Here is a 14423-nt window from a genome sequence, read left to right on the forward strand (position 1 = left end):
CCAAAATATTTAAAGTTCTTTTACCCGCTTTTCGGCAAGAGCTGCCATTTCTTCTCGTGTCATGTTGAACCGTTTTTTCTTGCTTTTCACAGTTTTGTTATTCACAAATTCCGCATATCGACTATAACCAAGCTTAGCTTGCACACCGTCTTTGTTTGTACCTTTTTGCTTGGATTTTGGATCATGCCAAAGTCCCCAGGCAAACGACATGTCAGGTGTATCGTATGCCTTACTTTTTTCCAATGTATATGAATCGTAGGTGAATTTTTCAAATTCGGGGAATGCCTTGAACAGCGCATCTAATTGCGGGCACATCGTCACGTGTAACGCAGTCGCAGCGTTTTTTAACAATTTCAGACGAGACGTTGATTGCCCTTCATACCCGTTATAGCCGCCGTTCACTTTTGCTGTGATATACAACAAATCATTCTGATCTGCAGACGCGCTCAGGTCCTCGCCTAAAAATACTTTCCAGTACCAGCCGGCGCTATCTGCTGCGTACTTGGGCTGCTCTACCTTCTTTCTGTTCTCGTCGGTTAGATCTTCTTTGACATAGTCGCCATATGTTGTGTAATTGGTCTCAGTCGTTATCTGTAGAAATCCTCGCCCTTTATATCCACCGTATTTTTCCTTCTCAATTTTCTCGTCCTTTGCAGGATCTTTATCAAGGAACTCGGCGACATATTGCAATTCAGACGATTCGTGACCAACCTGGGCCAAGAAATGGGCCTTACGCAAACAAGACGTAATCTCGTATTTCTTCATCGTTTCGTTGAGACTATCGAGATATTTTTCCAAGGTCTTTTGGCCACGCTCTGGATAAACGGCGCGTAACTCATCCAGTGTCAAATCACGGTTGCACGCACACTCGACAATGACTTCTTCAACCCTTGTGTGATCCGAGTTTGTGTCGGTTTGCCCTAAGGGGGCTGCTGTTTTCTCAGTCATATAAAGCGCTCCGAAGCTGGCGGCAGATCGACATCATTGTCCGTAAATTTGGTGTTGGCCTTAACTGTGAATTTTTCTTTGTCAGCGGTAAAAATTCGCATGGTCTGCCCATGCGAATCTGTTACACCCTCATAACGAAGCCCGGATTTACTTTCCATAACATAGGGATACTCAGCAAGCGGCTTCCCCTTTTGTGATTTCATTAAGAACTGCACGCTATGATTGCCCGTGGTGAGGGGCACCATTGGGGCTCCTTGCGGCAAAACAGGAATTGCCATATTTCTCGGACCTGGCAAACTATGCGTCGCGCCATGTGCAACATAGGCGCCGTTTGTTCCGTGTTCGATGCCGCTGGCATTGTATTTGGCATAGCTGCCGCCGCCGTTGATCAGCACTTCTTCCTTGGCCGTGATCGTGATACGGTTTGCCGTATGCGTAATATTGAGCTTGGCGAGTAGGTTGATGCTGTCTTTTAAAGCCTTGACGTCGACGTCGCCCGCAGCGGCGACCATCTTCATGCCGGCTTTTTGCACCATCAAGCGGAAAGTTTTGCCAATACTGGCAAACAGACTGTCATTGCTGGCGATCGACAAACTCTTGCCGGTAGTAATGGCGGTATGGTCACCGCTAGCAATATGGGTGCTGCCGCTGGTGGTGGTCTCAATCCCGGCAGGACTGGCCAGAACGAGATGAGGTTGCGACAGTTCCGGGAAACTACCCTCCTCGCTTGTGCCCTGCCCCTTGATCGCATCATTCTGCGCTTTCAAGGTTTGTGCGACATCAGCCTGCTGCCCCTGCTTCTCCTGCGCCCCAGCCTGCTGCGCTGCATCGGCCAGCGACTCGTACTGGTCGCGTGCAGCAGTCAGCCTTCCCACCGTCTCACCCATGTCCTTGATATGCGCAGCAGCGTTGTTTCTGGCCTCGGTAGTGATCAACATGCCCTTGGCCGAACGCGCAACGCCATGGCCGTCGGTGCGTAGCTCCCAGCCGTCACCCCGAGCGTCCTTCCGCCCCGCATTGTCTTCAATCCGGGTAATGCTGCCCAGGCTCAGCTGGCTGTGCTGGTGGTCGCTTTTGAGTTGCGCCTGGATCTTGCCGTTGGTGTCGTCCAGCACCAGGTGGTTGCTCCTGCCGCCTGGCTGGTTGCCGCCGTTGGGCGTCAGTTCGCGGCTCCTGAAGCCCATCAAGGACTGCTGGGTCGCCAGCTTCCACGGCGGCATGTTGCGCTGGTTGTAGACGCTGCCGGTGACGATGGGGCGGTCGGGATTGCCGTCTAGCCATTGCACCAGGCATTCCGAGCCGACGCGCGGAATGGATTTCGCGCCCAGTTCGCCGCCGGCCCAGGAGCTAGCCACGCGCACCCAGGCCGAGCTGCGCTCGTCGTTGTTGCCGATGCGATCCCAGTGGAACTGGACCCGGATGCGGCCGTATTCGTCGGTGTGGACGCTGCCCTGGCCGGATGGCCCGACGACCGTGACGGTTTGCGGAAACGTGATCCTGGTGTCGACGCTGTTGAAATTGCGGCCAGGCCGCCAGGGTACGGTTTTACGGATGCAGGTGAAGGTATTGCCGTAGGCGGATTTCTCCGTGGCCTCCTGTAGATAATTATTGATCGCGACGTGCCGCACTGTCAGGATCAGGAATTCATTCTTACCCGATTCTTTATAACCGTAGTGGCCGCTCAGGCGGAACCAGCATCCGGGGATGACCGAGCGGTTATTGCCGGACGCTTCGAAGTGCTTACCTATCGCTTCAATCTCTTCCATGCGCCGCCGCGATAGCTGGTCGGCGCCTTGGGTATTCTTGACGCCGTAGGCGCCCACATATTCATAGGATTCGATATCGAGGACGCTGCTTCCTTGCTTGTTCAGGGTTGGCACGCCAGCATTGATTGGAACAGGGTTCTTGAAGTTGAAGCCGCCTATTGATACCGAGCCAGGGACGATCTGGCGCACTGGCGAAAATTCGCCTATGCCATCTTCTTCGGTGGCGCCGCCATGGCGCTGGAAACGGATCTCGGGGCCGCCGTCTATCGGTTCGGCGCGCGTCGAATCGTCGGTGATGATCAGCTTGTGGCCTTGGGCGTGGTGCTGGAAGTGATACAGCAAGCCGGCGTTTTCCAGGCGCCTGTGTATGTAGTTGTGGTCACTTTCGTCAAACTGGAAAGCGTCGGTCATGATTGGATCTTCGCCGCTGATTTGGAAATCCCAGTCGGGCAGGGTGCCGTAGTCTTTGAAAATGCTGTCGAGTTGTTCGCGGAGCGTCTTGCCGTGAAAAATGTAGTTGTCCTTACGCAGACGCAGGTACTGTGTCCACGGCCCTAGTTTGGCCTGGTAGAAGGTGATCGCCCCATCTGTGCGAGTCAATCTGAACTCGAAACAGTAACCGGAAAAATAGCGGAGGCTGCCGTCAGCCCTGACAAGCTCCACGCAAAGCAGCTTGCCTTGCAGTTCTTTGAGCGCCAGGCCGGCATCGTCGGACAGCAACTCAAGAGAAAATTCAAAATCCCGCGACAGGCTTTCGATTGCATCGAGCTTGTTGACCAGGAGCTGAGCTTGCGGCCCATCGTCATGGGGAAACGACAAGCGCAGAATACGGCTGTTCTGTCGCCCTTGTATCAAGGCCGATAAGGATTGAAGCAAACTACTCATGCGGGGTTCCTCGAAATTGAACCGTCATTAATACACAATTTTTCAGCAAAACAGACCGATCATTCTACTTGATAAATATTCTATTAAATTATAACGACCCGCATCTTTAGTTGCTAGTTAGAAACACCTCCTGCGTGGATAATTTTGCAAGAATTCACACTTCTGCTGTTGGAGTTTTGAGACGGCATAGAAAGGAGCGACAGGATTCCCCTGCCATTCATTTATAGCAATTCAATGTCTCGCAAATTTCACGCGCCAAGACCGCCTCTGCATTTTGTCTCGTCTAAAAATATTTAGACATATCGCAATGTTTTTTGGGGAAATCAAATGTGAATATTTAGTAAAACAACAACAATATAGATATGTCAAATTGAAAATAATTTTGCTATATTGACTATTGTCTCTATGTTAAAAATGACAATTCTCGAAAGCAACTTAAGGAGTTAATTTGACATGAGTACTACCCTTCCCCCAGTCGCCCCAAGCCGCAACAAGCTTAATGAGCAAGCGACCTATGATCCGAATCACCTGCTAGATTCTTTGATCGAGAAATTGCATTTGAAAAATGATGCGGCGCTGGCGCGCGAGCTCGAAGTTGCACCGCCGGTCGTCAGCAAGATCCGACATCATCGTTTGCCTGTTGGCGCATCCCTTCTGGTCCGAATGGAAGAAATCAGCGATCTCCCAATCAAAGAATTGCGTGCCTTGATGGGAGACCATCGGGCAAAATTTCGTATGGGTGACTATCATCCCAAATCAAAGAATATTTAACGGCCATCGCGAAAGATTTGCGGCTGACTGAAACCTTGGCTTGAAGAAGCTCGTTGATACAATCGATCGCGGGCCAGTGCCATCATCTCCCCGTCAAAGAAATCAGAACAACATCCTTCTTTACGGATACAACATAGAGACTGAGGCTAAGAATGCCCCATCTTCAGTTGAAACTTCTGGAACAGACTAGCGATTTGTGTTGAGTCGACAGACTTCATATGAGGAGGAATGCGCGTCATTCGTATAAGCAACGCCGCATCATGCAATGTCTTTCTGTAAGACGTCATACTCTCGTCCGCACGGTCGGCCAGCGTCGTCAAACCGCTTTTGAATGCCAGCAGAAAAGCATCAGGATCGCGTGGCTTGTTCGTGGTCAGGTAATGAAAAACGCCGTCGATGACACCGTCAACAGCAAGTTGAACATTGACACCATATAGCGTCAGTGTCGCCAGTCCCAAGATTTTGTCGAGACTGTTCTTCAGAAATGGATCGTTGGAGTAGGTTTTCATAAGTCCTATTGCGGGCAGCGTTGTAGTAGACCATGGAAGTCATCCTAGGTACTCGTGTGCAACTTGTCCATTGGCAATTGCAGCATTTAACGATTGTTTTCAAAAACAAAGATGCCATGTCGAACAAGTGTCTTTTTCACGTCAAGCGCTACCAATTTCGTGACTCGCGCGAATAACCGACTGGAGCTGTGCCAGTAGGCTTCAGATCGATTCTAGAAAAATCGTCCTCTTGATAAAAGCAACCACCATGGCTCGGCTTATGACACATGAGTCCCTTCCAGCCTAGAACATCATTGTAAAATTTAGTCTTAATGCCGCAAAAGCAATCATGACTGCCTTCACTCCAAAAAAACATTTTCCGTCGAATCGCGATGACAGTCCGCGTCGCAGAATCTGGACTGCAGCAACAGAGGCGTTACTAGGTACGGCCTCAGATCGTTCGATCGCTGCACGATTAAAAGTTAGCCACGTTACTGTTACACGTCGCCGGCATGAATTGGGAATTGCTCCTTTTGGTACCGCGGCCTTGGCGTGGACTGCAGAAATGGAGTCGCATCTAGGCAGGGTTCTTGATACCGTCATTGCACAAAAATTTGGTGTCACTGTTTGGCAAGTGAGCTGGCGCCGGCGCCAGTTGAACATCGCGCCAGCAAGACCTCGCTCAGAACAGCTCAGTAGCATTATTGCTAAAACACAGCCCTCGCCCGTTCCCCCAGAACCAGCTGCCGCTCCGACGAAAAGACGTTTCCTCGTTGATCAGCCGCAGTACCGACGTACGGGCGCATCCTATCCTGATACAGAGGACAAAGCATTGACGGCCTTCTTGGAAAGGGCTTTGGCCGAAGTTTACTCTCTCGACCTAAAGCCTATTGCTTGCCCGTATTGTCATTCCCGGCATACGGCCTTGGCCGCTAAACCGCATGCCCGCTTGCCGAGACCAGCGTTTTATTGTGGGAAATGTGATAAACGATTCAATCGATTGACTGCCACGCCACTGGCGCGACTACGGCACACGGAAGTAATGCCGGCATTTATACGCTTACTGTCGCAACAAATACCATATGAAGAAGCATGCAGGCGGCTCGGCGTAGATTACAAAACTATTGCAAATTGGGCGAAGAAAATTAGATTGTGGCTGCTGCAGCTAGACCCATCAGGCCGGTGGGAGGCCAAGGTCCGCCTGGGGATAAAGACTCGCGCTCACATCCAGTGCCCACGTTGCGGCGCTGAAGGTGAGAAGCAATTCCTTGGCGGCTCCGACCACCGTGGACGTAGACTAATTTGCTCAACTTGCAATACGACTTTCAGCGTGCGAGATGCTGAGCGCTTGACACAACAGAGAGTACGGCTGGAGGTTCTATATGACCCCGGCAAGATAGATATTGACCCAGCTTGAGCGCCCACAATCCAATCTCCAGCAGTAAGGTCATTTTTTGCTCTCGGCGGCCTCCAGCGATTTCGCCAATTGCGGATCGAGATGAAACGCCGCTTCAATGTACGCCTTGGAAGGCGCCACGTCCCCCCATCTGCGGTATAAAAGGCCGATTGCGTAATGCGCTTCTACGAGATCGGGCTTTACAGCCAACGCCGCAAGATAATGCATTTCCGCCTCACTCTCCAGACCCAATTTCTGATTGACGAGTAGATTACCCAAATGGACACGAGCCTCGGCGAGATTAGGAGAAATATGGATAGCGCTTTCATAGTTCGATTTAGCCTCTCTAAATCGACCTTGAGTAAAACGAAGTCTAGCAATATTATAAAAATCGGTAGAAACCGGATATTCGCCTGCTAGATCAACAGCTCGGCAGAATGCCGAGATTGCGGACTCCACCTCTCCGCCGCTGGCTTGAAGCTCGGCGGCCCGTCGCCAAACTTCTGCCGACTTTGGAGCAATTTCAGTGGCAAGTCTGAGCTGCTCCGTCCAGCCAGGCTGATCGCCAAGCTCTTGCAACAAGAGCGCCAATCCAAATCGCATCGCAATAGCGGACGGATCAAGGCTAATCGCTTCTTGAAAAGCAGCTTTGGCGTCGAAAAGGCGCCCAGTTTCGTGCAATAGTATCGCCAATTCTCTCCAGGGCGCTTCGTTTTTCGGACGGAGCTTCACTGCTGTGCGTAGCTTGGCCTCTGCCTCATTGTATGAACGATTAATTCTCAGGAGCCGACCGAGATTAAGTTGTGCCTGCCAAAGATATGGATCTATCTGGGCCGCCTGATTGAAACTGTTCATCGCCGCAGTCAATTGCCCCTGACTCAATTGTTGAACACCGATATTCACCTTATGCTCAGCTTCCCGATTCGCGCCCCCAACCAGTTCGGAGTGGACCGCGGCCTCCTTTAATTCATCTAAATCGCTTGTGGGAGGTACACGATGCGATGAATGAAGTGAGTTAAGAAAGCGTCCGACATCATGGCGTACGCTGGAAGGCAAGATCGCTAGTTCCGTCGCAGCAGAAGAAGGAGCAATCGCGCCTACCCCTTGCCCTACCATAAGCCAGCTGGGCCAATCGAAGATAAGACTATGGGAAAAGCTGTATGACGCAACGTCGCCTGGGCGCGGCGTTCTCAAGCCCCATGTCGTCATGAGAGCGCTATATTCAGTTGGTCGAGTTAAATTGGCTATGTCGCGCCAAAAGACGGTATCACGACGCTGAGAATCATAATGAAGAATAAGAAAATCTCGAATTTGACTCCAGGTAGATACGCTACGGGCATTGAATAAATCTATTGTAGTTTGGGGTACAATCTTTCCACAGTTTTCAATGTCAAAGCCAAAGGACCAAATTTGGTCGAGCATCACGCCGATCGACGTTGCCTCTAAAGGCTCTACAAAGCCGGATGCGAGACCTACGGCCAGTACATTACCGCGCCAGATCACCTCAAAATGTCCGGGCTCAAAGCGCAACGTTCGCATCGGCTCAATGGGAAAACCAAGCGTCGTTTCAATCTCACGTAGCGCATCGTCATCCGTCAGATGGCGACTGGAATAAACATAACCCGCTCCAATTCGCTCGCGAACCGGTATTTGCCACATCCATCCCGCTCGCATCGCCAATGCGCGAGTTGCCAAGGCTGGGTGAGGCGTTTGGTGAGGCATGTGGAAAGGAATAGCGCGATCGAGCAGAAGATGGTCTCTGAAGCTGCGCCAAGGGGTTTTATACAGTTTGCCGATAACAAGACGCGCAAATCCCGACGCGTCGATCAAAAAATCAACTTCCTCTAGATCCCCGGCATCGGCAAACTTAAGAGCCCGAACATGACCGGAGAAAGAATCAATTTTAAAGTCGACCACTTCCCGCTTCAAGCAACGGATGCCACGTTTGATGGCGATTGAACGGAGATATTCAGCGACTCGTTCCGCGGCAAAATGAAACGAATAGGAATATTTTCCTGGATTCTCTGCAAGAGCGCGCCAGACATCTTCTTGCGACCGACCTGCTTCGATCAATTCATAATTAGTCATCGCGTAATGCAACGGAACCTTGTTAGCCAGCATCCCGGACCAATTTGGAGCAAAACCCGCATAAATAGGCGCCTGAGGTGCTCCCGTCCTCCCCTCATGAAACATGTGAAAAAATATGTCGTCGCTTTGACCATTTTTCCATCCGAGGTAAGCAAAGCCCAATTTGATGACGGCACCAGTCTTCTCGGCGAAGTCGCGTTCATCTATATTCAAGCGTCGCAAGGTCTGTGGCAGATTTAATATGCCGCCTTCCCCGACCCCTACGATCGGCGCATTGGGCGACTCTATAACCGTTATATCAGCAGATGGGCCGAAAATACGCCGCATCTCCAAGGCCGCAAATAGTCCTGCTGTACCAGCACCGAGAACGACAATACGCCGAGCTTTCGATAAATCTAGTGGTGGTTGCATTGACTACTCCTATTTTTATTTGGAGAAAAATACGGAACTAACTCCCTTATAATTAGGCCGGTGTTTTATGGACTTGGTCCTTTTATCACTCGCCTTAATAAATTTATCAAACGGGCGTGTTCGAAAATGTCAGGCCACCTCAATTAAATTAAGACAAGAATATTCTGAACGCCATACTTGGCCGGCCATACAAAAAGAAGAATAGGCGAAACAAAAAATGTACGTTTAGGATGTGCGCACATGGCTCCAATCCACCGATCCAGTCGTTATTGCCACACAAAAGCAACAATTCAACCTTAGATCTCGTCAAAGCGCGACTCACGCAAATCCATATAGATCTGTTTCAAACTGCGGGACTGTTTTCGGGATTTGGTTGCTTCCACCTTTCGCCACGATGAACGTTTGAACGTGCATTGATCAAGACACTTGCAAGACTTTTTAGCACCATCATTCGAACAATAGCGCAAAGAAAAATGTTATTCATTGCAAAAAGGTGTTAATGAGTGTCATCCATTCAAAATATTCCCTATTAGCCGATAAATACGCATGAAATGTCACAAAAAAACAACCGTCATAGGAGCTGTATCGATTTACGAATTTATAAAAGATTGACTGAATCAATAAAAGCGAAATTTGGACGTGCCTTCAGCCTTTCTCCATCGCGAGAACTAATGAATAGATACGATGGTCACTGCATCGAAATCTCTAACTCAAGCATTAACAAATGCGTCCTCAGCAGCCCGCCACGCCGCATCCAAGCCACAATAGCGAGAGTCGTAGTCCGCCGACACTATGTAATGCGCATTCTCAAGGAAGGCCATGCACACGGTGTCCCACAGGTCCGGCGATGGAATGCCCTCTTCCTTCATTTTGTCCTTGGGCTCGATGTGATACCTGGCCTTCTCATCGAAGAAATACGGAATCTTGGACGCCTGGTCTAGCAGGTCTTGGACGTGCTGGTTGGAAAACGTGATTCGAGCGTCCTTCACGGCCTCGGCGGCCAGCACGGAACACTGCGCACGCAGGTTGAAGAAGCGATCCTTATTCTTTTTCTTGAAGCATGGGTTGCCCCAGTTGATCTTGACGACGTTCGGACAGCCGAGGTTTTCTAGCATCTTGGCGAACTGGATACCCTGCCCGCCGACGTCGACCAGAATGGTGCAGTTGGATAGGCGCTGCGTGTAGTGGAACACCTCGCCGGCGATGTGCTGCCAATCCAGGGCGTTCGAAAAGATGGGCACATCCATGATGTCCACGCGGCGCGGGTCGGCGTCGATGCGGTCGCCGTTGCCGATCACCCGCGCATAGGTGCCGACGGTCTTGTCCCGGAACACGCCGGCCGCGACGTCGATGATGAATAGGTTGCCATAGGGTTCACCGGCGCTAATGGTGCGCTCGGCGCCAACGAGTTTCTCCACCTGGCTGCGGCCTAGCAGGAAGCGCTCTGACTGCTCGGGGAACAGACCCAGTACACGGATCTGATATTCGACCGAATCCCTGCCGCCGCTCTCTTTCTCGCGCTCCTTGAGCCATTTGGTCGTCGCGAACGGCGAGCGCTCGGAGTTGAAGCGCAGCGAATGCCATGAGCCGCCATTGCGCGCCGACAGCTTGTGATGAGAGGCGTGATGCCGGCCGCTGCTGCGGACGCCCTGGGAAGCGATCAGCGTGCGGTTGCAAGGCTGCGTCTGCGTACCATCGATCACGTCGAAGTGGTCGTCGCTCACGCCGGCGGCCTCATCGACGATGATCAGCTGCGCCCATCGGTGCTTACCGGCGATACCGACAGACTGCCCTTTGGCAAGCGCGACGCGGCCAACAAACCACTGCTCTTCGAAACCAGTCACATACACCCGGGTCTTGGTGATGACGAAATAATCGCACAGCCAGGCATGCGGGCCGTTCGCCATGGCAATCTTCGAGTCCTGCATTTCCTTCCACACGCCGTCCGCCACCTGCTGCAGGTTCGGCGCGCCGATATAGGTATTCGAGCCAATCTCCAGCTTGCCGTCGTAGACCGCATAGGGATAGCACAGTAGATGCCAGAGCGCGATACGACCGAACGAGTTGGTCTTGCCCGTGGACGTACCGGACACCACGCTGACCTTGGCGTCCATAGGCTCCATGGCCTGGTACAGATCAATCTGGTCCGCGCTGGGCGACACGCCACATACCTCGACAGCGAAGCGCAGCGGGTCAAACTGATACCGCTCTACGAACTCTGGGTAGCGCGGGTCATCCAGCAGGCGCTTCTTAGCCATTCACGACCGTTCCGCGCTCTTCATCGACCTGACGCTGACGCTCCTGGGCGCGCTGCATGGCGCCGGCGAACCGCTCTTCCAGCGCTTCCCGCGTATAGCTCTTCTCTACCGCATCGGCCAGCTTGTCTTTATATAGGCCGAAGTGGCGGGCCAGCTTATCCAGGGCATCGGTCTGGTTGTGCATCTGGATCTCCAGGCCTTCCTTGGTCTGCTTCACCCCGGCGTATAGCGGCAGGCTCTCACGACCAAGCTTGCGCGTATCCGTGAAGAACGGGCGCCCAACACCCTCGCCCCAACATTCCGGGCACTCAGGATGCGGATCACGATTGCCAACGAAGCCCAGGCCGCCCTTATTGTCCCACTCCAGTTCAGGGAGCTCGTCCAGCGCGCGTTTGGCATTGCTATCATCCAGCGCCTGCTTGGCATCCTCCATCTCTGCCGGCGTGAATTGATAGCGGTGACCCTCGCCCCAGCAGTAGCGGCAATTCACACGGCGATACTGCGTCAAGCTGTTCGGATTGGCCTGCGAGATCTCCACCCACCGGGAAATCACCATGTCGCCGTCGAAGATGCCCTGCTCGATGCGATCGTTCACTACCGCATCCACAGCTTGCTTGACCATAAGTTTTGATAAGTGTTGCGACGACTGCTCCTGGGCAGTCTTTGCCGAATATCCCGCACGGATAGCAGCCTGCGTTCCATTCATGTCCTTGGTGTACTCCACCACGAAGAGCTTGATACGAGGTGGAAGATCAAAGCCATTTACGATCTCCTGCGCGCGACGGAACCGGGCCTGTTCTGCACTCTCAGCCACCGGCAGCTGGTCAGCGACGTCACGCGTAACATCTTTCGTAGAATCTTTTACCCCCCTCTTGGTTGCCTTGCGCGCCGGAGGTCCGGGCGTAGTTACCTTAGCCATTCACATTTCCCACGCCTACATGTCCGGCTCGGCCAGCCTGAGCACGGACTCCAATCCACGCATCAATGTCGCTAGACAGCCAGCCGACAGCTCGGATTCCGACCTTAAAGCACTGCGGAAAGATGCCCTTCTTCATGTCGAGATAGATCGAAGCGCGACTTCTTCCGGTTCTTGCCATGACGACAGGCAAGCGTTCAATCGATGACTTAACAGACGTAATTTGAGGATGGGACATTCTGAGGCATCATAAGAGTTGGACGGACCACTATTAGAATCCCAAAAAAACCGTGCTCCTCTGCGGCTTTTCCATTTCCCGATCCAGTATCCGACTCGCAGTCGTCTCCCCCACCTATCCGATAATCGCCACCGCGTAAAAAATTCACGCATTTCCTCGATGCACAGCCCGCCGCAACAATCCGGCATCTGTATATGTTGTTTTGCACCTTGTCAAAAACGGACATCGCGTTCTCTCAACAGTTTTCCCGTGCGTCATTTTTCTCCGCTAGACCATTTCAGGCGCAAGAATGAATTGGTTTTTATATTTTTTTGTTAGCGCACCCAAGATGCAGCACGGAAAAGCATTGGCCAAATCGGCCAACCTACCTGTCCGAAGCTGACAAGATTTTGTCGTGGACACTGGGTTTTGCACTTCTATTATCGTGAATGCAGTCGCTTGATGAGTCCTGCGCAGATTGCATCCAGACCACAGTGTTTCGGTCGTGCTCTACCTTATCGAAAACAGGCATTTCAATTTAAATGAGTGAGATATTCGCAACGATTGTTGCCACACAAGAAGCTCACTCTAATTCAGCGCACTTCTTATGCGCAGCATGCTCCCGGCATGATCTTTATTCGTGGTAACGCTTGCCGATGGCCTGGGGCGCATGGGCAAGACAATCTGGTGAATGATGCCCCCCACTCCAAGGAGAAACAGAAATGAAAAAGCAAATTATCGCCGCATCCATAGTTTCACTCTTCGCCGTCTCTGCATTCGCTCATCAATCTTCGGGCACCACCACTACCACTACCACAGCCACTTTCACTAGCGTTGCAACTGCGGCTTCGGTCGGTGGCGCAGGCGGTGCAGGCGGCTCGGCAACTTCAGGCGGCGCAATCGGCGGCACAGCCTCCGGCGGCTCATCAACAGGTGGCAATGCATCTCAAACCATTACCGGCGGCTCAGCAACCAGCGGCAATAACTGGACCGGCGCTGGCGGCGGCTCCGCAACTGGCGGCGCTACTACAGCCAGTGGCGGAACGACCGGCGGCGGCGCCAGCGGCGGCAATGCCGGCAATACCATGCATGGCGGCTCGACTGGCGGTGCAGGCGGCATGCCAAGCACCACTGGCAGTACACAAGCCTATAACGGCAATGCACTGGCAGGCGGTGGATCGGCCAGCTCCCACACCGGCTACTCTGACGCCTCGATCGGCGCCACCAATGTCGGCGGCTCGGCTAGCAACTTCGTGTTCGCCGGCGGCGCCACATCTGGCAGTGCTTATGCTGGGAATGGCGGTAACGGCGGCAGCGCAGCATCGAAAGCAATCGCTGGATTTTAATAGCAACAGCAAGCAACGTCTCGGCTAGCTATGAGTTGCGGGAGGGAAAAGCAATTTTCCCCTCCCGTTTATAAAACCAACCATTACGATGGAGAAGCTATGAAGCGCATACTTATAGGTATCCTGGTAGCCTCGATCTTCACAGTACCAGCGCTAGCGCAGACAACACCTACCTCCACATCGACAGCCACAGCGACTGGCGGTGCGGGCGGCACCGGCGGCTCGGCAGCAGGAGGCACCGCAGCAGGCGGCACCGCTTCCAATACGATTTCAGGAACATATGGCGCATCGGCCACCAATGGCGGCAGCGCAACCGGCGGCTCGGGCACCGGCGGCAATTCAAGTGTGAGCGTATCGGTTTCCCTACCAACCACATCGGGGACCGGAACATCAGGCACAGGGACGTCTGCAGGAGCAGGAGCCAGCAGCGCCGCCGCGGGTGATCCAGGCAGCAGCCCCAACAACACCAAGACCACGGTCGACTACGGCGGCACGTATTCCATCAAGACCGTGCCAAATATCGTTGCGCCATCGCTGACGACAACTCTGTCCGACACCTGCATGGGCTCAGCATCGTTCGGCTTGTCGTTCACAGGTTTCGGCGCCACCGGCGGCACCACCATGGTCGACCAGGCATGCGTACGGCGCCTGGATTCCAGGGAATTTCGCGCCATGGGCCTGAACGATGTAGCGCTTGCTCTACTCTGCCAAAGCGAAGCCAACCGCAAGGCGGTTGAATCGACCGGACGCTCCTGCCCTGGCATGGAAAGAGCCGCCGCACCTGCTGCCCCGGCCGCGCCTTCCGCTGAAAACAATGCCGTCAGCCAGAACCTGATGAACATCGGCGATCAATATAAAGACCCATTGATTCGAGCCCGTCTTGGCCTGGATAGCAAAATGCCGGATTTGTCCGCCTTAAAAAATCGCTAAAAA

The 14423-nt window shown here is 52.9% G+C and carries 11 protein-coding genes; 4 read left to right on the forward strand and 7 right to left on the reverse strand.

What is annotated here, in order from left to right; all coding sequences use genetic code 11:
• Window positions 1-9 precede the first annotated feature (9 nt).
• Window positions 10-948 (reverse strand): glycoside hydrolase family 19 protein, encoded by a 939-nt coding sequence (locus tag KHU30_RS04535; RefSeq protein WP_211441416.1) that lies wholly within the window; start codon window positions 946-948, stop codon window positions 10-12.
• On the reverse strand, window positions 945-3599 hold the full coding sequence (locus KHU30_RS04540) for a type VI secretion system Vgr family protein (RefSeq protein ID WP_211441417.1): 2655 nt from the start codon (window positions 3597-3599) through the stop codon (window positions 945-947). Before KHU30_RS04540 ends, KHU30_RS04535 begins: the two co-directional genes overlap by 4 nt.
• A 453-nt stretch (window positions 3600-4052) precedes the next feature.
• On the opposite strand from KHU30_RS04540, the gene KHU30_RS04545 reads away from it, so the two are divergent.
• Complete coding sequence (locus KHU30_RS04545) at window positions 4053-4370, forward strand: hypothetical protein (protein WP_211441418.1); 318 nt, start codon at window positions 4053-4055, stop codon at window positions 4368-4370.
• A 146-nt stretch (window positions 4371-4516) separates the two neighbouring features.
• Here the strand turns inward: KHU30_RS04545 and KHU30_RS04550 are convergent, their stop codons facing one another.
• The gene (locus KHU30_RS04550) at window positions 4517-4879 is read right to left on the reverse strand and encodes a hypothetical protein (protein ID WP_211441419.1); all 363 of its coding nucleotides are present in this window, start codon (window positions 4877-4879) and stop codon (window positions 4517-4519) included.
• A 1021-nt stretch (window positions 4880-5900) separates the two neighbouring features.
• On the opposite strand from KHU30_RS04550, the gene KHU30_RS25660 reads away from it, so the two are divergent.
• A complete protein-coding gene (locus KHU30_RS25660; RefSeq protein WP_407928037.1) occupies window positions 5901-6275 on the forward strand; it encodes a DUF746 domain-containing protein in 375 nt (124 codons plus the stop codon).
• A gap of 30 nt (window positions 6276-6305) precedes the next feature.
• Here KHU30_RS25660 and KHU30_RS04560 read toward each other — a convergent pair whose 3' ends face one another.
• The 4 genes from KHU30_RS04560 to KHU30_RS25355 all read right to left on the reverse strand — a co-directional run bounded on the left by KHU30_RS04560 (window position 6306) and on the right by KHU30_RS25355 (window position 12165).
• Window positions 6306-8753, reverse strand: a complete 2448-nt coding sequence (locus KHU30_RS04560) for a tryptophan 7-halogenase (protein WP_211441421.1) — start codon at window positions 8751-8753, stop codon at window positions 6306-6308.
• A 710-nt stretch (window positions 8754-9463) separates the two neighbouring features.
• The gene (locus tag KHU30_RS04565) at window positions 9464-11011 is read right to left on the reverse strand and encodes a hypothetical protein (RefSeq protein ID WP_211441422.1); all 1548 of its coding nucleotides are present in this window, start codon (window positions 11009-11011) and stop codon (window positions 9464-9466) included.
• Complete coding sequence (locus KHU30_RS04570) at window positions 11004-11930, reverse strand: terminase small subunit (RefSeq protein ID WP_211441423.1); 927 nt, start codon at window positions 11928-11930, stop codon at window positions 11004-11006. The genes KHU30_RS04565 and KHU30_RS04570 overlap by 8 nt, the downstream gene beginning before the upstream one ends.
• Window positions 11923-12165: a helix-turn-helix transcriptional regulator gene (locus KHU30_RS25355; RefSeq protein ID WP_211441424.1), complete on the reverse strand. Its 243-nt coding sequence runs from the start codon at window positions 12163-12165 to the stop codon at window positions 11923-11925. The genes KHU30_RS04570 and KHU30_RS25355 overlap by 8 nt, the downstream gene beginning before the upstream one ends.
• Window positions 12166-12866: 701 nt before the next feature.
• Between KHU30_RS25355 and KHU30_RS04580 the strand changes: the two genes are divergently transcribed.
• Both KHU30_RS04580 and KHU30_RS04585 read left to right on the forward strand, forming a co-directional pair.
• On the forward strand, window positions 12867-13490 hold the full coding sequence (locus tag KHU30_RS04580; RefSeq protein ID WP_211441425.1) for a hypothetical protein: 624 nt from the start codon (window positions 12867-12869) through the stop codon (window positions 13488-13490).
• A gap of 99 nt (window positions 13491-13589) precedes the next feature.
• Window positions 13590-14420 (forward strand): hypothetical protein, encoded by an 831-nt coding sequence (locus tag KHU30_RS04585; RefSeq protein WP_211441426.1) that lies wholly within the window; start codon window positions 13590-13592, stop codon window positions 14418-14420.
• Window positions 14421-14423 lie beyond the last annotated feature (3 nt).

This window comes from Collimonas humicola (assembly GCF_018304945.1).
GTDB classification, from domain to species: Bacteria; Pseudomonadota; Gammaproteobacteria; order Burkholderiales; family Burkholderiaceae_D; genus Collimonas; species Collimonas humicola.